A 17,144-nucleotide genomic window follows, 5' to 3' on the forward strand; every position below is an offset into this window, starting at 1 on the left:
CTTTATCAATCAGGAGCCTTGGACCATGAGCACACTCAAAGTCGGCATCAACGGATTTGGCCGGATTGGCCGCCTGGCGCTGCGCGCCGCTTACGATTGGCCCGATGTGGCGTTCGTCGCGATCAACGATCCGGGTGCCAGTGCCGAAACCCTGGCACATTTGCTCAACTTCGACAGCGTTCATGGCCGCTGGGCGCATGAAGCGACCGCCGACGAGCAAGGTATTGCTATCGGCCAACACGCCATCCGGGTTACAGGGAACAAAACCATTGGCGAGACCGACTGGTCCGATTGCGATGTGGTGATCGAAGCCAGCGGCAAAATGAAGACTGTTGAGGTGCTGAACGGCTATCTGGAGCAGGGCGTCAAACGGGTGGTGGTATCCGCGCCGGTCAAGGAGGCGGGGGCCAAGAACATCGTGATGGGCGTCAACGATGACGAGTTCGACCCCACCGTTCACCGCATCGTGACGGCCGCCTCGTGCACCACCAACTGCCTGGCGCCGGTGGTGAAGGTGATCCACGAGAAGCTGGGGATCCGGCATGGCTCGATCACCACCATCCATTGTCTGACCAACACCCAGACCATTCTGGATGCGCCCCATAAGGACCTGCGCCGGGCCCGGGCCTGTGGCAGTTCGTTGATTCCGACGTCCACCGGCTCGGCAACGGCCATCATCGAGATTTTTCCCGAACTCAAAGGCCGTCTCGACGGCCACGCGGTGCGTGTTCCCCTGACCAATGCATCGTTGACCGACTGCGTGTTTGAAGTGGAAACGCCGACGGACCGTGAGACGGTGAACCGGCTTCTGCGAGAGGCCGCTGAAGGCGAGCTGGCCGGCATCCTCGGCTACGAAGAGCGCCCACTGGTGTCTATCGATTACAAAACCGACCCGCGTTCCTCCATCATCGATGCGCTGTCGACCATGGTCGTTAACGGGTCCCAGGTGAAGATCTACGCCTGGTACGACAACGAATGGGGTTACGCCAACCGCACGGTGGAGCTGATGCGCAAGGTGGGCCACGCCTGAGATGAACGCCGCCATCCGCCAATACCTCGTTATTACCGGCAACTATTGGGCTTTCACGCTTACGGACGGCGCGCTGCGCATGCTGGTGGTGCTGCATTTTCATGAGCTGGGCTACTCGCCGTTGGAAATCGCACTGCTGTTTATCTTCTACGAGTTCTTTGGCGTGGTGACCAATCTGGTGGGTGGCTATCTGGGCGCTCGCATGGGGCTGAACCGGACCATGAATATCGGCCTGTTCCTGCAGATCATTGCACTGGGGATGTTGGCCGTACCGGCGGCCGCGCTCACCGTACCCTGGGTCATGGCGGCCCAGGCCCTGTCGGGCATCGCCAAGGACCTGAACAAGATGTCCGCCAAAAGCGGCATCAAACTGCTGGTGCCCGGTTCCCAGCAGGGCAAGCTCTATAAATGGGTGGCGTTGCTGACCGGCTCCAAGAACACGCTCAAGGGGGTGGGATTTTTCCTGGGCGGCGCCTTGCTCATGCTGGCCGGCTTCCGCGGTGCGGTGATGATTATGGGTGGCTTGTTGCTGCTGGTCTGGGTGGGCAGCCTGATTCTGCTTTCCCAGGAACTGGGCAAGAGCAAGGCCAAGCCCAAATTTACCGACATTCTTTCAAAAAGCCGGGCCATCAATGTGTTGTCGTTTGCGCGCATGTTCCTGTTTGGCGCACGGGACATCTGGTTCGTGGTGGCCCTGCCGGTCTTTCTACATACCACCTTTGGCTGGGACTTCTGGAAAGTCGGCGGCTTCATGGCGATCTGGGTGATTGGATATGGCGCGGTGCAGACGGTGGCGCCGGCCTTTACCCACCGGTCGACTGACACCATGCCGGGGCGGGGCGTCACCGTATTCTGGGCCGCGCTGCTTGCCGGTATTCCCGCGCTGATCGCGGTGGGGCTCGGTACGGACCTCCCGGCTCAACTGATCGTGGTGGGCGGGTTGCTGCTGTTTGGGGTGATCTTCGCGATCAACTCGTCGCTGCACAGCTATTTGATCGTTAGCTTGGCGCGGGCGGACGGTGTATCGCTGGACGTCGGGTTCTATTATATGTCCAACGCGATGGGTCGTTTGATGGGCACGTTATTGTCCGGCTGGGTGTATCAGGCCTACGGTATCGAGGCGTGCCTCTGGGTTTCTTCAATGCTGCTGCTGGTCGCAGTCGTGGCCACAGCGCAGCTTCCGTTAAAATACGCTGCCGCCCGTGGAGAAGGGGCTACGCGAGCGTAGAACCTTGTGGGAACGCTCGCGCGCAGTCATAGTCATGCGATCAAGTTTTCGGACGCCGGTCGCCTTCCAGGAAATTCACCGTAAACACCGCCTTGCCATGGGTTTCGAAAGACCATTTCATGGTCTCCGATAAGACCTGCATGACTTGATCGAATTCACCGAAGATCTGGGTGCTCATCCGATTGGGATGCACTTCCAGCCCGCTGCTGGATAGCCGCTGGATCACTTCCTTGATGCTGGGCTTATAATCGTCTTGCAGCGGGTAATGGCTGATCTGTACCGATAGATACATGACAATACTCCTTAAGTTGCTAGTGCACTAGGTTCCTTGGGACAGCGTACTCCTGCCTACCGGTATCCGGCCAGTGCGTTCGTAATCGCTTGATGAATCCTGGCATGGGCAGCGAGCGTATGGTTACTTTTACCTTCTTTGTTGTCTCTCTTGTGGGCTCGCCGTGGTACGCCTGTTGATCGTTCTGTTCGTACTCAATCTCATGTTTATCGGCCTGCAGTTACCGGGGGCCGGGCCCGTCCCCTGGGTGGCGCTCGAAGCCCTGCTACTGGTTGGCTTTTTTGCACTCATCCCGGAGCGTCGCTGGAGCTGCCGTCTGGCTTGGCTGCTGGGTGCAGGCTATGGCGTGTTGACGCTGTTGGCCATTGCCAGTGCCTTGCTGGTGCAAACCCTGGGGCGGCCGCTGAACCTCTACCTGGACACTGGGCTGGTTGATAAAAGCATTCATCTAATGCTCACCAACTTGGGGGTGAGTGCAACCGTGCTGGCCGGTGTGATTATCCTTGGCTGGGTCGCCGGCTCTGCCTGGCTGGTGAGGACGCTGTTGGTCCGGGTCATGCGCCGCCCACCGCCGCCTACGCAGGCTTGGGCTTTACTCGGTGCCGCTTTCGCCGGGCTGACTCTCGTGCCGGTCAATGCTATTCCGGTCGCGCTTGGTGGCGGTGAGTTGCTGGTCCGGCAAGTCACGCTGGCCCTCGAAACCCACCGTGCCACGCAAGCCTTCGATCTTCAGGTGGGGACGCCGCAAGCGAAAGACCTGCACGGTGGGCCGGTTATGCTGGATCGGCTGGCCGGTGACGATGTGACGGTGGGTTTTGTCGAATCCTATGGCATCTCGGCGTTAGTTGACCCGCGGTACCGAAAGACCCTGGATCGCAGGCTTTCAATAATGGACGAGGCTTTTGCCGATGCCGGACTGCATGTGGTCAGTGGCCGTCTGCGTTCGCCAGTACAGGGCGGGCAATCCTGGCTGGCGCATGCGACGTTGCTTAGCGGGCTCTGGGTGGACAGTCCGTTGGACTACGAGATCCTTCTATCCAGCAATTACCCTACGCTGATCGACGATTTTCGCCACACGGGCCATGACGCCGTCGCCGTTATGCCGGCGATCACGCGGGCCTGGCCCCAGGGCCGGCAGCTCCGGTATAGCCGTATCTACGATGCCGATCGCATGGACTATGCCGGGCCACCTCTGAACTGGGTGACGATGCCGGATCAATACACCTGGTCGTGGTTCCAGCGCCAAGTGCGCGAGCCAGCCCAGACGCCCGTCTTCGCGGAGCTTGCGTTGATCAGCAGCCATGCGCCCTGGGTGCCTATTCTGCCGGTGCTGGAGGACTGGCAGACGATTGGCCGGGGCGAGGTCTTTGAACCTTGGCGCAATGCCGGCGAAGCTCCGGCCAGTTTGTGGCGGTCCCCCGAGCGTGTACGCGAGCACTATGTACAGGCCATCGACTACGCGCTGGCCGTGGCTACGGAGTACGCGGTGCGCCACCTGGGGGAGAATGCATTGCTTATTCTGCTAGGGGACCACCAGGCCGCGCCGCTGGTAACCGGCCAAAATGTCAGCCGGGATGTTCCGGTTCATCTGGTCAGCCGGAACCCGGCTTTGTTGACGCCTTTTGTCAGCGAAAGAGAGGCCGGTCTAGCGGGATTTCGTTGGGGGACAAGGCCCGCCACCGACATCGCTGGAGTCGGCATGGATCGCTTTCGCCCTTTCCTTCATCAATATTTTTCTACGTCGCGTCCTGTTACAAGCCGCTAGCACACTTTGAACTAGTCAAACCCATCCGAAGGGAAACGCCCTATAACCTGATAGTGGGAGCCCTCCGGCCGTTGAGTGCTGCTGAACAGACTGAAATGCCCGACATGGAAATCGGGCAACGCTAGCTGTTTATGCCGTTCCAGGAAATGCTCGATGACGGGCATTTCGGTCTTGCGGTCGGGTCTGATCAGCGGTTGCCGGGAGCGCCGTCGGCGAAATCGCGCCAGAGTGACATGTGGCCGGAAAGGTTTTTCCGGGGGCGATACTCCGAGAGGGGCCATGCGCTCGTGAATAGCCTCATGGAGCGCTTTGACGGGTGATTCCGGTGCAACGCCAGCCCAGAGATTTTGGGGATGCAGCGGCGATCCAAACAGCCCCACCTCATTAACCGCCAATCTGAAGGGCGCCAGCGTGACGCGGTAGAGTTCCTCGTAGATCGCATCCAACTGCTCGTCGTCGACATTGCCGATGAAGCAAAGGGTCAGATGCAGCTGTTCCTCGGTTTGCCATTTGGCATCCGTAAGCTCGGTGCGCAAGGTAATGAGCTGTTGCTTGGTGTCGCTTGGCAATTCCAGGCCGACAAACAGGCGGAGCATGGCGTTCTCCCTTTTGGAGACTCGACGCGTGAACGGATCGCTAAGGAACCTCTGATTAAGTCTAGTCTCTTCTGATACTTCTGACGGTTTTTGTGACACAACTCGCCGTGAGTGAAGCGGTCAAGTTAACGCATCGGTAACCTAACGACATGATTAATAAATAGTATTCTGGATTTAATTCATGCTCCCGAAAAGTTTAGGTATCTTGATTTCACGCAGTTCGGTGCAGCTGTCAGTGCGCTGATTGAGCCGAACGGATTCCATGGACGAGACCTACGGGGAATACTTCGTATGAACCAAAAAACAAATCTGGCATGCATCACGTTCCTGAGCGCTGCGGTTTTTACCGCACCGCATTTAATGGCACAGGACAACCGTGACGACTCAGGGTTCTATGTCGGGGGTAGCTATGGTGGCTTCAAATCCCACGGTGGTGAGTTTGACGATGAGAACGATCTGTTTGCAGGTACGGTCGGTTACCAGTTCAACGAATTTTTCGCCATCGAAAGTGACTACCTCGATTTCGGCGAGTTTGGCGAAGACGATGAAGTGAATAGTGACCTGAAAGGGCTTGCGCTGTCAGCGAAAGGCCGAATCCCGGTCACCGACAGCTTCGGCGTCTACGGCAAGGCGGGTGCCTTCGTCTACTCCTATGACGTGGAAGCTTTCGACGAAGATGAAACCTACGATGAGGTCAGCCCGGTCATCGGCGCCGGTGTCGACTTCCGTGTTACCGAGAGCCTGACGGCCTACGCCGAATATAACCGTTACAACACAGAGATCGACGAAGACGATTTCAACGGTCAGGTCACTAACGATGGACCGGAGTTCGATACTGCCCGTGTGGGTCTGAACTATATGTTCTGATCTCAGGCAACTGAGATATAGCGAGAAAGCCGGTGCGCGGACGTTTGTTCGCCGGCTTTTGAGTAGAGCTGTGAATAGAAAAGGTGCCCCATGCCGGCACCTTTTCTCGTATAGGATGAGAGATTCTTAGTGTCTCAAGGCAGGAATAAGCCATGCTGGATAAACCTCGAAACGCGAACGTCAGGCTCAGGTCCTCAACCATGCGGTTGCTGCTAGCGACGACGTTGCTGGCGGCTTTCAATGGCTCAGTTCACGGCGAAGACGATGCTTCGGCTGCCGCGTGCGAGCCGGAAGGCTATCAGCTCGACATGCTCGAACGGGTGAATGAGGCGCGCGCGACACGCCGGTCCTGTGGTGGCGAAAGCTATGCGGTGGCCGGCCCTCTGACCTATTCCTGCACTTTGGAAAAGGCTGCCCGGTCCCATAGTGAAGACATGGCGGCTGGGGCTTTCCTCAGTCACACCGGGTCTGATGATAGCTCGGTGTCACAGCGTGTCGATGCGACAGGATATGCCTGGCGGGCTGTTGGCGAGAACATCGCATCCGGCAATGTGTCGATAGCGGTGATTTTCGAGGGTTGGCTCGCCAGCGCCGGACACTGTGCCAACATCATGAACCCGAAGTTCGAAGAGTTCGGGGCCGCGCGCGCGGAAAGCTCGGCGGACGACGGCGGAAACTATTGGACACAGGTTTTCGCCAAACCCCGCTAATCCAAACCCCACTTGCTTAGATCTCGCGAACGACAGACCCCGTGAACGATGTAGCTTCGAATCGAACAGAAACGTTTATCGAAGCAATACCAGGGTTCCACTCTGAGCCACTTGAATAACACCCTCGGCCCAGATCCCCAGTGCAACGACCAGCAGCCCCGTCACGGCCATCGTCGCCGCGGCGGGCCAGCCGAGGTCGGCTGCTTTCTGGTCGGTCTTCGCGAACACCATCGGCGCGATCACCCGCAGGTAATAGAACAGCGACAGCACGGTATTGACGATGGCCGCGACCGCCAGCCAAGTGTAACCGCCCTCGATGGCAGCGCCGAACAGCATCAGCTTGCCGAAAAAACCCACCAGCGGCGGCAGCCCCAGAAACGATAGCAATGCGAGAATAATCACGCTGGCTGTCCAGGGGCGACTGCGAGCCAGTCCGCGGTAATCGTCCAGCTCAGTCCGGCCGCGCAGGTAGGTCACCGCCGAGAACGCGGCGAGGTTGGCCACCGCGTAGCCGGCCAGGAAGACCAGCAGGGCCGGCAAGGCTTGATCCGTCACACCCAGAACCACGATGGCCATCAGCGCATACCCGGACTGGGAGACGGCCGACCAGCCCAGCAGGCGGCGCAGGTTGGTCTGCCAGAGCGCCGCCAGATTACCCCAGGTCATGGTCACTGCGGCTATCAGCGCGATTGCCCATCGCCAAGCGATGGCATCGGGCAGCAGCATGGCAAAGCGTGCCAAAGCGACAGCGGCGCCCGCCTTGGTGATCACGGTAATCAGGGCGGCTACCGGTGCTGGCGCGGCCTGGGCCGCATCGGGCATCCACATATGCGCGGGAGCTGCGCCCAGCTTGAACCCCAGGCCCAGCAGTATCAGCACCAATGAGGTAACGATAACCCAGGGGTCGGGATTCTCAGCCAGGCTCGCTGCCAGCTCGGTGTAGCCGGTGGCGCCGGTGAGGCCGAAGAGCAGGACAACGCCGATCACCAACAAGGCGTTGGCGAGCGCGCCCACCAGGAAATACTTCATCGCCGCTTCCTGGGAGGGGCTCCACTGCCGGTGATAGCCCACCAGGGCATAGCCCGTCACCGAAGACAGCAGCACGCCGACGATCAACTCCATGGTATCGGCCGCCGCCGCCATCATCACCGACCCGAGCACGGCGAAGAGCAGCAGGCCGTAGTACTCGCCGTGCCGGCGGTCAGTGGCCATCCAGCGCGGTGAAAGCGCAGTGGCGGCAATGGCGCTACCAAAGATCAGCAGTTTGGCGAACTGCGCTGCGCCGTCCAGCGCCCAGACGCCCTTGAACGTCAATTGGTCCGGCTGACCCCAGCGGATTGACACCAGAACCATGCTGGCTACCAGCAAGCCCATCGTCACCGGGGCGCAAAGACCCTGCAGACGCTGGGGCAGAAAGGCCGCAGCAACGATAATCGCGGCGGCGCCGATGAGCAGGATCAACTCCGGCAGCAGGTCGGCAATAGGCATCAACTGCCTCCCACCAGCCAGCGAGTGGAGGTCTCAATCACGTCAATTAGCGCAGTGGGATAGATGCCAATCACAACCACCAGCAACAGCAGGACACCCAGCACCAGGGTTTCGCTGGTTCTCAGATCGGCCATGGTATTCCAGCGCTCGGGCAACGGACCGAAGAACAGCGTTTGCAGCATCCGCAGGAAAAGCGCAGCCGTGATCAAAATGCCCAGCAACCCGATCGCTGCCAGCCAGGGGTAGACGCCAAACGTCCCCACGAAGATATGGAACTCGGCGACGAAGCCCGCCAGGCCCGGCAGACCCAGGCTGGCAAAGGCCGCCAGAGTGGTCAGCCCGGCCAGCTTAGGCGTTCTTGCGGATAGACCGCCATAATCCGCCAGCCGATAGGTTTCGCCCCGCTGCCAGAAGGAACCGGCGATCAGGAACAGCGCGCCTGTGATCAGACCGTGGGCCACCATTTCGATAGTCGCCCCTACGAGCGCCATGGAACGGGCCACTTCGCTGCCGTTGAGCAGGGCGCCTGCGGCGGCGATACCGAGCACCGCATAGCCCATGTGATTGATGGAGGTATAGGCAATACGCCGCTTGATGTCTTTCTGGCCCAGAGCCACCAGGGCGCCATAGATAATGGAGACCAGTGCCAGGATCGCCAGCGGCAGCGCCCAGGCGGAAAAGGTTTCCGCCATCATGCTGTAGGGAATCCGGATCAAACCGTACGTCCCCATCTTCAAAAGCACACCTGCAAGAATGGCCGACGCGGGGGCCGGCGCATCCACATGGGCGCGGGGCAGCCAGGTATGGAATGGAACCAGGGGCGTCTTGATGATAAAGCCCAGTAGAAAAGCGGCCATGACCACGCCGGCAAAGACGCCAGCGCCTGCCAGCGGTTGCTGTGCAATCAGCTCGCGCATGTCGAAGGTGAGCGGGTCGGCCGACAGGTAAAGACCCAAGATCGCCAATAGCAGGAACAGCGATCCGAACAGCGTGTAGAGAAAGAATTTCAGCGCCGCGTACTGCGGCTCACCGTGGCCCCAGCGCCCGATCAGGAAATACATGCCCACCAGTGTGAGATCGAAAAACACATAGAACAGCAGCAGATCGAGGGCGAGGAACACGCCAAGGGAGGCCGTTTCCAGAAACAGAATCCAGGCGTAGTACTGGCGCGCAGAGCCTTGAGTGTCGATGGGATAGATCGTCGCGCCGGTAAACAGCAGGGCCGTCATGGCGGCGATGGCAAGGGCAATGCCATCCACACCGAGACGGAAGCCCATGCCCAGTGACGGCACCCAGTCCACTTCCTCGACCAGTTGGAACATGGCGCCGCCGGTATCGAATCGTGCCCAGGCGATAAGCATCAGGACCAGCGGCGCCAGCGTCACGGCTATGGCGAATCCGCGGGCCGACGCGCGTGACCAGCCCGGCCAGAGAGCCAGGGCCAGGGCGCCAAGTAACGGTATGACCAGTGAGGCGGTCAGAATCAAGAGAATCCTCCTGTGAACATGCCTAGAATCAGGGTAAGAACCATCGCCACAACCCCAATGCCCATCAGGCTGTAGTAGTGGTGCAGCATGCCGGACTGCAACTGGCGAGTATTTTCTCCGGCCTTGCCGGCGAGTTGGGCGAGGCCTTCCGGTAACTCGTCGAACAGCCATTCCACGGTACGACTGCCGAGGTTCGCCAACCAAAGTGTAAAGCGGGTGCTGGCACGGATGCCGGCGTCCACCGCACGGTCATCCAGTGTGGCGAGACGGACCGCAACAATATCCACCGGTTTTACGATCAGGCCATGGGCCGCCTGTGGCAGTCGCATCCACTGAGACAGAAAAGTGCGGACGGTGCTGCTCTGAGCGGAACCGCTGATCTCACGTGCGGCGAAACGGCGCCCCAGGAATAGACCGGCCAGCACCAGCAGTAGCGAGACGACAAACTCCCAAAGCTTTGTCGACGGGAACGATGTAGTCAGCCACTGACCGAGGCCACGGTGAACGCCCGGCAGCCAGATCATGCTACTGAGAATCACCAGCGCGACGAGGAAATAGACTGGAGCGCGTTGCAGGCCGCCATGGGTGCCGTCGGCAGATTCCGGCCCCGTCAGTGCGGTGGAGCGAGGAAACAGGCAGCCCTGGAAACGGGCGGCATAAAGAGCGCTAAGCCCACCGGCGACTGCGACCAGGAGTGCCAGCCAGGGTGCGGTGAGACCCGCTGACGTCACCACGGCTTCCTTACTCCAGGCCGGGCCCAGCGGTACCAGTCCCGCCAGGGCGAGCGCCGCAATGAGCGCGGCCGGGCGGAGCCCGCTAGGCAACCTCACACGAGCGATTTGCCCCAACTCGTAAGAACCCGCGCGATGACCGGCTATACCCGCCGCCATAAATAGCGGTGCCTTCATCAAGGCGTGCATCGCGAAATGCAGCAGCGCAACCGCTGGGTAACCGGCGCCGATGGCCACAAACATCAGGCCATAATGGGCCGAGGTGGAGCCGGCAAGCAGGCGTTTGGCGTGAGGCGTGGCGGTGGCTACCAGGCCACCGGCCAGCGCCGTGGTCAGTCCGGCAGCGATCAATAGGGGACCGAACCAATCCACGCCGGCGAGAATAGGCTGGAACTGCATCAGCAGAATAACGCCCGCAGCGACCATGGTCGCTGCGTGCAGCAGGGCCGATACCGGCGCCGGGCCGGACATGGCGGCGAACAGCCAGGGCGCAAAGGGAAGCTGGGCGGATTTGCTCAGGGCCGCCAGGGTGACGCCGGCGGCAAACAGGCCCAGCGCCAGAGGATCCATCTGACCGAGGTCGGCGTAGGCCAGGCTGCCGGTGTGTTGGAAAGCGATGAAGGCGGCCAGGTAAAGGCCCAGGTCCCCGGTACGGGTGGTCAGAAACGCCTGGGAGGCATGCCGGCCCCGTTCGCGGTCTTTGAACTCGTGCCCGATCAAGGCCCAGGACAAAGCGCCGGCAATCTCCCAAACCATCAACAGACTGAGCAGGTCCCGGGCTAGCACAATCAGCTCCATGACACCCGTGAATGCTACAAGTAGCGCAAGGAGCCGAGCCAAACGGTGGGGCGATTCATGGGCCGCTGCGTAGAAAACAATGGGCGCGGCCACCAACGGCACGACCAGCGCCGCCAGGTACGTCATTGGCGTAAAACCAATGGCCAGCCTGAGCTGCTCGCTCCAGACCAGCGACCCTGTCCAGCCCGCTGTTCCAGCCACGACCACCAGCGCCAGCGTGACCGCGACCACGCCAGCGGCGGACACCGCCAGGGCCGGCCGCGAGGCGGTGGTGCGCCACCAGGGGTACAGGAGGCCGGCGGCGATGATCGGGAATAGGGGGATCAACCAGAGCATCAGTGCTTCAGTCCGTCCAGGGCTTCAGTCATATCTGCCTGCTTGGCGCGGTAGACCGAGATGACCAGGGCAAAACCCATGGCCATCTCGATCGCCATCACCGCCATAGCGATGATTGTCAGCAGCTGTCCCTCGGGCGCACCGCCACCGGTCAGCGCCCAAAAACTCACCGCTGCGAGCATCGCGCCATTGAGAATCAGCTCCAGGCCCATCATCAGCATCACGAAAGACTGCTGGGAAAAGGCGCCATAGAGGCCGATGCCGATCAATGCGGCGGCAACGATGAGCAGTGTTACCAGTGTCATGGACCTCTCCTTGTGTCTGTTCCTTTCACTGTTCCTGTTTCTTTTTTGTCACTGCGATGAGGAAGGCTCAGTGGCAATGGTGATGGTGGTGGCCACCGCCTTCGTCCTCGGGCGGCTTGTCCGCCGGGTCGCCGCCCGGTTCCAGGCCCGGTGGCTGGGAGCCTTCATTGGCATCGCCAAAACGGCCCCGGTGGCTGGTGAGCATCACCACGGCGATCATGGTGGCCAACAAAGTGACGCCGGCGGACTCGAACACCAGCATGGAATCGCCCAGCAATTCGTGGCCCAGTGACACCACGGGTTTCAGGCCTTCCGGGACTGGCCGGCTGGGAAATTCGCCAAATAGCGCGACGGCGCCGAGCGCCAGAAAAGCTGCGACCCCGACCCCGATGGCCACTTTTTCCTGGTGAACCATCTTCATCGGATTCAGGCCGGCCGGGTTCATCATGAACATGACCATGAACAGGGCCATCACCATCATCTCCACCGCCATCATGAAGAACAGCGCCACGCCCAGATAGATGGCGGCAAGCAGCAGCATGATCACGCCCACCGCCAGGAAGGAAATCAGCAGGAAGAACGAGGCGCGCACCATGGAGTCGGTGACGAACACCCGCCAGCCGGCATAGATCGCGATGGCGGCATTGACGTAGAAGACAATATCAACGGCGCTCATAACAGGGCCTCCAGGCCGGCCCAGGCCAGATCCAGGAAAGCCAGCGGCAACAGGACCACCCAGGCGACGGTGAGAAAACGCTCGGGAGAGGGACGTGGCAGCCGGTGCCCGAGAAAGACCAGGATCAGTAGCAGCGCGAGCGTCTTCAGGATCAGCCACACCGGGCCGGGCAGCCACGGCCCCTGCCAGCCGCCCAGGAAAGCCGAAGCGCCGATGGCGGCAAAGGCCACCAGCATGGCCGCGCGGCCCATTTGCCAGAGCAGGCGCGTGCGCCCCGACGCTTCGGACGTGGCTCCGCCCGCCAAATCGCCGGCGTCGGCAAAGTTCAGCGGACCCCAGAAACTGATACCCAGGCCGACGATCAGGAACAGGGGCAGTCCGAGCGGCTGGCGAATCACATTCCACAGCTCGGCCTGGGATTCGACCACAGCGCTGACCTGTAACGATTCCGCCGGTAAAGCGACGCCAATCAGCACGAACATGCTGACCAGGATGTAGGACAGCCCCAGGGAGACGTACCGGTAAGCGCCGAGCAGGGGGAAGTGGGCGTTGGGCGCCCAGCCCCCGAGAAAGATCACCACTGTGGCGAGCGGTTCCAGCGCCCCCCAGAGCACAATGCCCGTGGTCAGGTCCACCGGGATGAAGCGGGCGGTCCAAGGCACTAACGCCAATCCCATCGCCGCCAACACCAGATAAAGTACCGGAGCGATACGCCAGGCGGCCCGGTCCGGCGCTTCGGTCTGGTTCGCGGGGGCATACCAGAGGCTGGCGGCATCCTGCAGCGGGGCGATCAGGCTATTCCGCCCGTTGGCACCGGCGATACGCGCGTGCACAGCGGCATCGAGCGCCGCGACGCAGTAGATGCCGGCCAAGAGCGCCAGCAGCACGGTAAAGACGGAGCCAAAGAGCAAACCCACCGTCATGACCCGGCACCTCCTTCACGAATGGCCGGCAGGTCGAGACTGGCGATAACCGACATGGCTTCACTCCACTCCAGACCGACGAGCAGCGGCGCCAGCAGATCGCTGCAATCCACCGGCGGTTCCGATTTGGCCAAGAGTCCCAGCGGTGACTCCACCGGATGGGATGGCGAGTTCATCGCCTCGTTCCGTTGGGCCGCCAAAGCCAATTCCAGCGCCTGTTCGGCTTCGTCGAGCCACTGCTTCCAGCGCGCGGCGCAGGTTCCCATCTGCTGGACCACAGGCTTGAAGCCGAGCGAGGCGTAGGCCGGGTCCTGGCTGCGGGCGTCCATAGCCACGTCGGCGGCGCGTGCAGCGGGGCCGCGCAGCCTCGCCAGACTGTCGGACTCGACAATACCTTTATCGGCGCCGGCGACACGAAACAGGGATCGCCATATCGACGCAGGCACCAGCTCACTCGGGGACTGGCCGGGTTTGAGGTGGGCCACCCGCTGACGTAGTCGTATCGCGTAAGCTGTCAGGCCGTTTAATTGGAGAACATCGCTGAGACGGCGCAGGTGGTAGCCCGCCCGGGCCAGTTCCAGATCGGCGATGGGCACCGGCTGGCGCTGGGCCTGATGGAACACGGCGGGTAATGTACGCGGATAAGGCCTTGAGACCACCTCGAAATCGGCGACGACATCGCCATGGAGCTTGATGCGGGCGGTCATCCCCGGCGGCAGCAGGGTGGAAAACGGCCCCAGGGTAAAATCCAGCGGATCGAGCTGCAGGCCGTCACGCAGATCGTCCTCGGGCATCGCCATGGGGCGACCGTAGGGTTTGCCGCCCATCATGCCCTCGCCTCCGTGGCCATCGCCCAACCCTTTCCAGGGGGCCGGAGGCTCGTCCAGACACAGGTTCACATCACCGGCATGGTCGCCGCTGATGAGTTTCCGATAAACCTGACGGGCCTGTTCGGCGAGGTCTTCCGGCGTACTGGCCCGAATAGCGGAACTGTGCAGTTCCCGTGGAATTTCAGTGTCGCCATACCAGAGGCTGGTCCGGGGTCCCGGCACCTGATCGTGAATACGCTTCAGGGCATCTAGGTCAGGACTATCGACGGTTCCCAGGACCGCCAGCGCCCGGGCATGCCTTGGCGACGTTGTGAGCGTTATCCCAGGCGCGAGTTGCAGGACTTCAAGCGCTGACTCCCCGGCGTGTCCAACCACCGGAAACAGCGGGACGGGCGCCGCGCCGGCCCATTTTCGCAGCCAGCTCATTGCCATTTGAACGCCCCCTCACGCCAGCCGTACAGGATGCCGATGGAGAGAATGCCCAGGAACATGCCCATCTCGGTCAGGGCCTTGATGCCTTCGGACACGTAGACCACCGCCCAGGGGTACATGAACATCATCTCCATCTCGAAGGCGATGAGCAGCAGCGTCATGGGGTAATAGCGCACGTGGAAACGGGTCCAGGCGTGGGTATCCGGCTGTCCGCCGCCCAGGAAAGGCGCCCGCTGGGGCCAGGTGATGGGATGGCTTGATTGTCTGGGCGTACGCTGGACCCAGAGGCCGAAAGCGGCCGTGAGTAGCGCAATGATCAGCAGAACCAGCAACTGTTTCAATTCCATGCCTTATCCGTGCTTCCTTAGCGTAGAGAGGGCTGCGAATTTGAGTCAATTAGAAAATGGGACTCGCAGTATTTCTGGGGACAGCCTTGCTGCGTTTGTGAAAAACGCCCGGAACCCGTCCGTTTCAGCGTAAGGCGTTGTTTGGACAATAACGTTTATAGGGTAACCATAGTTAGCCAAACTGAAATGAACCTGAAAATAACCTGTGTTTAATCTTGCGAGGTTCTTAAGTTCGGGGCCTATCAAACTTCTTTGCGCGCCGGCATTGGAAGGCTAATACGGACTTCCAGGCCGCCGCTGCGAGCATCGTTGAATTCCACCGTACCGCCGTAGCGGTCAACCAGGTCCCGCACAATAGCCAGGCCAAGCCCGTGTCCCGGTGTTTGCTGGTCGAGTCTGAGACCGCGTGTACCCAGGTTTTCCCGTTCATGAGGAGCAACGCCTGGGCCATCGTCGGTGATTCTGATTATCAGGGTATCGTTGACCATAAGAAGGGCAAGGTTGACGCTGGCTCTGGCCCACTTGCCCGCATTGTCGAGAACGTTGCCCAGCATCTCGTTCAAATCATGCTCTTCGATAGGCCACTTGAACTCGCTTTCCAGCGCCGTCTGCAATTCAAAACTGATATGGCGGTATAGCCGACCCACCATCCATACCATGTCGCGCGCCTGTTTTACCGGGTGCGCCAATTTCCCAACCTGTGGCCCGGCGAACTGGCTGCGCCGCATTTCGGACTCCAGTTGCCGGTCAATATCGGACAGACGGTTGGCTAAACGTAGCCGGTAATCGCTGTCCAGCGGGCGCTCGGTATTCTGCAACACCTGCTGGATCGCTGCGATTGGCGTCTTGACGCTGTGGGACAGGTTGGCCAGGGCATCCCGGGAGCGTTGTAGGCGCTGGTCAAGCATATCCAGCAGGCGGTTGATTTGGGTAATCAGGGGAACAAACTCACGCGGTGCATTCAAGTTCAGCCGGGCCTCGTGGCCTGCCTGCAGCTCCTGAAGCGAATGGCGCAATTGGCGCACCGGTTTGAGCGCCAGGGAGACCGCCAGCAAAACCAGTAAAATCAAAATCACGAGCAGTCCCAGTGCTACGAACGCGGTCCATGCATGAAGTTCGCTCTGACTCCCGTTGAGTCCGCTCAGGTCTTCGGCGACCACGATGACCGCGGGGGTCTCGTCAATTACCAGAGATTTGCGATAGGCCAGGTATTGTCTCGATTCGAAGTCGAGGTTGAGAAAATCCGTCGAGGGTTCAGCGAGCAGCGGGGCTAGGAGAGGACGCAGTGGGTCGGGGGAGACAAACGCCTGTTCGCCCACCTGAATGGCGAACGCATGGTGAAAGACATCCTCGAAATAGGGACCGGCCGTCAACATAGGGTCCACCTGCGGATAAAGCTCGTTAACCTGTTTTTGTAGAAAAAGAGCCTCCTGCTGGAGACGATCATGCACGAAATCCCGCGTCATGCGCTCAAGCAGCACCCCGTGAATAAACCAGGCCAGCAGCATGAATGCGGCCATCAGTGGTAAAAGCCATAGCAGCAAGGTCGCGCGGATCGACAAGTTCTGCTTACTCATGGGCATGGAAGGTATAGCCCTGGCCGCGCTGGGTGGAAATAGCCCCTTTGCCGACGATTTTTCGCAGCCGGCGAATGTAAGCCTCGATGGTATTGTGCGCCGGTTCGTCGTCGAGACTATAGAGCTGTTCCACCAGTTCGTCTTTTGACAGTAGCCTGCCTGGGCGGCCCATCAGGCAGCGCAACATGCGGAATTCGGTGCCCGTCAGGGGGTGCCACGCCTGGTCTGGTGTCTGGATTTGCTGGCGATCCTCGTCCAGGGCAAAGCCGCCGACAAGGATCCGGGCATCGCTGCGCCCTTCGGAGCGTCGAATCAGCGCGCGGATGCGGGCAATCAGCTCTTCGGCATGGAATGGCTTGGCGAGATAGTCATCGGCGCCGGCCTTCAGGCCGTTGACCTTATCCTGCCAGTTACTGCGTGCGGTGAGAATGAGCACCGGCGTTGAGCGCTGTTTCTGGCGCCAGTGACGCAGCGCCTGAAGACCGTCGCCATCAGGTAGTCCCATGTCCAGAATAACCACACGGTAGTCTTCCTGCAGGCCGAGTGTTTTGGCTTGGGCGATGGTGTTCACCCAGTCCACGACGAAGCCTGAATCGGCCAGCCAGCGCTTCAGGCTTTCCACTAGCATGTCGTCGTCTTCGACCAGCAACAGCCGCATGTTTTTATCTCCTTCTCCTACCGTCAGTACGCGCATCATAACGGCTTGTCACTATACGGCGTTTGCCT

17 protein-coding genes are annotated in these 17,144 nt (G+C 60.6%); 5 read left to right on the forward strand and 12 right to left on the reverse strand.

Annotated elements, in window-relative coordinates; genetic code table 11:
* Positions 1–25: 25 nt before the first annotated feature.
* Together FXO11_RS06185 and arsJ are read left to right on the forward strand one after the other, a co-directional pair.
* Positions 26–1,030: an ArsJ-associated glyceraldehyde-3-phosphate dehydrogenase gene (locus FXO11_RS06185; RefSeq protein ID WP_148862175.1), complete on the forward strand. Its 1,005-nt coding sequence runs from the start codon at positions 26–28 to the stop codon at positions 1,028–1,030.
* Position 1,031: 1 nt separating this feature from the next.
* Positions 1,032–2,258 (forward strand): organoarsenical effux MFS transporter ArsJ, encoded by a 1,227-nt coding sequence (arsJ, locus tag FXO11_RS06190; protein ID WP_148862176.1) that lies wholly within the window; start codon positions 1,032–1,034, stop codon positions 2,256–2,258.
* A gap of 40 nt (positions 2,259–2,298) precedes the next feature.
* Here arsJ and FXO11_RS06195 read toward each other — a convergent pair whose 3' ends face one another.
* Positions 2,299–2,550 (reverse strand): YkoF family thiamine/hydroxymethylpyrimidine-binding protein, encoded by a 252-nt coding sequence (locus FXO11_RS06195; protein WP_148862177.1) that lies wholly within the window; start codon positions 2,548–2,550, stop codon positions 2,299–2,301.
* A gap of 163 nt (positions 2,551–2,713) precedes the next feature.
* On the opposite strand from FXO11_RS06195, the gene FXO11_RS06200 reads away from it, so the two are divergent.
* Positions 2,714–4,315 carry an alkaline phosphatase family protein gene (locus FXO11_RS06200; RefSeq protein ID WP_148862178.1) on the forward strand — a complete coding sequence of 534 codons (1,602 nt, stop codon included), beginning with the start codon at positions 2,714–2,716 and terminating at the stop codon, positions 4,313–4,315.
* Positions 4,316–4,326: 11 nt separating this feature from the next.
* On the opposite strand, the gene thpR is transcribed toward FXO11_RS06200, so the two are convergent.
* On the reverse strand, positions 4,327–4,911 hold the full coding sequence (gene thpR / locus FXO11_RS06205) for an RNA 2',3'-cyclic phosphodiesterase (protein ID WP_148862179.1): 585 nt from the start codon (positions 4,909–4,911) through the stop codon (positions 4,327–4,329).
* Between the two features lie 291 nt (positions 4,912–5,202).
* Here thpR and FXO11_RS06210 point away from each other — a divergent pair, with 291 nt between their 5' ends.
* Together FXO11_RS06210 and FXO11_RS06215 are read left to right on the forward strand one after the other, a co-directional pair.
* The gene (locus FXO11_RS06210; protein ID WP_148862180.1) at positions 5,203–5,778 is read left to right on the forward strand and encodes a porin family protein; all 576 of its coding nucleotides are present in this window, start codon (positions 5,203–5,205) and stop codon (positions 5,776–5,778) included.
* 152 nt (positions 5,779–5,930) lie between these two features.
* The gene (locus tag FXO11_RS06215; RefSeq protein ID WP_148862181.1) at positions 5,931–6,488 is read left to right on the forward strand and encodes a CAP domain-containing protein; all 558 of its coding nucleotides are present in this window, start codon (positions 5,931–5,933) and stop codon (positions 6,486–6,488) included.
* A 75-nt stretch (positions 6,489–6,563) separates the two neighbouring features.
* Here the strand turns inward: FXO11_RS06215 and FXO11_RS06220 are convergent, their stop codons facing one another.
* From FXO11_RS06220 to FXO11_RS06265, 10 genes are all read right to left on the reverse strand, one after another.
* Positions 6,564–7,976, reverse strand: coding sequence for an NADH-quinone oxidoreductase subunit N (locus FXO11_RS06220; protein ID WP_148862182.1), 1,413 nt, complete (start codon positions 7,974–7,976; stop codon positions 6,564–6,566).
* A complete protein-coding gene (locus tag FXO11_RS06225) occupies positions 7,976–9,463 on the reverse strand; it encodes a complex I subunit 4 family protein (protein ID WP_148862183.1) in 1,488 nt (495 codons plus the stop codon). The genes FXO11_RS06220 and FXO11_RS06225 overlap by 1 nt, the downstream gene beginning before the upstream one ends.
* Positions 9,460–11,328 carry a proton-conducting transporter transmembrane domain-containing protein gene (locus tag FXO11_RS06230; RefSeq protein WP_148862184.1) on the reverse strand — a complete coding sequence of 623 codons (1,869 nt, stop codon included), beginning with the start codon at positions 11,326–11,328 and terminating at the stop codon, positions 9,460–9,462. Before FXO11_RS06230 ends, FXO11_RS06225 begins: the two co-directional genes overlap by 4 nt.
* On the reverse strand, positions 11,328–11,633 hold the full coding sequence (nuoK, locus tag FXO11_RS06235; RefSeq protein ID WP_148862185.1) for an NADH-quinone oxidoreductase subunit NuoK: 306 nt from the start codon (positions 11,631–11,633) through the stop codon (positions 11,328–11,330). The genes FXO11_RS06230 and nuoK overlap by 1 nt, the downstream gene beginning before the upstream one ends.
* A gap of 67 nt (positions 11,634–11,700) precedes the next feature.
* Positions 11,701–12,309, reverse strand: coding sequence for an NADH-quinone oxidoreductase subunit J family protein (locus tag FXO11_RS06240; protein WP_148862186.1), 609 nt, complete (start codon positions 12,307–12,309; stop codon positions 11,701–11,703).
* Entirely contained in the window at positions 12,306–13,232 is a 927-nt protein-coding gene (locus FXO11_RS06245) for a complex I subunit 1 family protein (RefSeq protein WP_148862187.1), read from the reverse strand. Before FXO11_RS06245 ends, FXO11_RS06240 begins: the two co-directional genes overlap by 4 nt.
* On the reverse strand, positions 13,229–14,488 hold the full coding sequence (locus FXO11_RS06250; protein ID WP_168203131.1) for a hypothetical protein: 1,260 nt from the start codon (positions 14,486–14,488) through the stop codon (positions 13,229–13,231). The genes FXO11_RS06245 and FXO11_RS06250 overlap by 4 nt, the downstream gene beginning before the upstream one ends.
* The gene (locus tag FXO11_RS06255) at positions 14,485–14,841 is read right to left on the reverse strand and encodes an NADH-quinone oxidoreductase subunit A (RefSeq protein ID WP_148862189.1); all 357 of its coding nucleotides are present in this window, start codon (positions 14,839–14,841) and stop codon (positions 14,485–14,487) included. Before FXO11_RS06255 ends, FXO11_RS06250 begins: the two co-directional genes overlap by 4 nt.
* Positions 14,842–15,083: 242 nt before the next feature.
* The gene (locus FXO11_RS06260; protein ID WP_148862190.1) at positions 15,084–16,424 is read right to left on the reverse strand and encodes a sensor histidine kinase; all 1,341 of its coding nucleotides are present in this window, start codon (positions 16,422–16,424) and stop codon (positions 15,084–15,086) included.
* Entirely contained in the window at positions 16,411–17,076 is a 666-nt protein-coding gene (locus tag FXO11_RS06265; protein ID WP_148862191.1) for a response regulator, read from the reverse strand. Before FXO11_RS06265 ends, FXO11_RS06260 begins: the two co-directional genes overlap by 14 nt.
* Positions 17,077–17,144 lie beyond the last annotated feature (68 nt).

The organism is Marinobacter fonticola, from assembly GCF_008122265.1.
GTDB lineage: Bacteria > Pseudomonadota > Gammaproteobacteria > Pseudomonadales > Oleiphilaceae > Marinobacter_A > Marinobacter_A fonticola.

Bases quoted from the DNA above. Each gene is read 5' to 3' on its own strand.
- FXO11_RS06185 (WP_148862175.1), top strand. From the start codon at position 26: ATGAGCACACTCAAAGTCGGCATCAACGGATTTGGCCGGATTGGCCGC.
- arsJ (WP_148862176.1), top strand. From the start codon at position 1,032: ATGAACGCCGCCATCCGCCAATACCTCGTTATTACCGGCAACTATTGG.
- FXO11_RS06195 (WP_148862177.1), bottom strand. From the start codon at position 2,550: ATGTATCTATCGGTACAGATCAGCCATTACCCGCTGCAAGACGATTAT.
- thpR (WP_148862179.1), bottom strand. From the start codon at position 4,911: ATGCTCCGCCTGTTTGTCGGCCTGGAATTGCCAAGCGACACCAAGCAA.
- FXO11_RS06210 (WP_148862180.1), top strand. From the start codon at position 5,203: ATGAACCAAAAAACAAATCTGGCATGCATCACGTTCCTGAGCGCTGCG.
- FXO11_RS06215 (WP_148862181.1), top strand. From the start codon at position 5,931: ATGCTGGATAAACCTCGAAACGCGAACGTCAGGCTCAGGTCCTCAACC.
- FXO11_RS06220 (WP_148862182.1), bottom strand. From the start codon at position 7,976: ATGCCTATTGCCGACCTGCTGCCGGAGTTGATCCTGCTCATCGGCGCC.
- FXO11_RS06230 (WP_148862184.1), bottom strand. From the start codon at position 11,328: ATGCTCTGGTTGATCCCCCTATTCCCGATCATCGCCGCCGGCCTCCTG.
- nuoK (WP_148862185.1), bottom strand. From the start codon at position 11,633: ATGACACTGGTAACACTGCTCATCGTTGCCGCCGCATTGATCGGCATC.
- FXO11_RS06240 (WP_148862186.1), bottom strand. From the start codon at position 12,309: ATGAGCGCCGTTGATATTGTCTTCTACGTCAATGCCGCCATCGCGATC.
- FXO11_RS06245 (WP_148862187.1), bottom strand. From the start codon at position 13,232: ATGACGGTGGGTTTGCTCTTTGGCTCCGTCTTTACCGTGCTGCTGGCG.
- FXO11_RS06250 (WP_168203131.1), bottom strand. From the start codon at position 14,488: ATGAGCTGGCTGCGAAAATGGGCCGGCGCGGCGCCCGTCCCGCTGTTT.
- FXO11_RS06255 (WP_148862189.1), bottom strand. From the start codon at position 14,841: ATGGAATTGAAACAGTTGCTGGTTCTGCTGATCATTGCGCTACTCACG.
- FXO11_RS06260 (WP_148862190.1), bottom strand. From the start codon at position 16,424: ATGCCCATGAGTAAGCAGAACTTGTCGATCCGCGCGACCTTGCTGCTA.
- FXO11_RS06265 (WP_148862191.1), bottom strand. From the start codon at position 17,076: ATGCGGCTGTTGCTGGTCGAAGACGACGACATGCTAGTGGAAAGCCTG.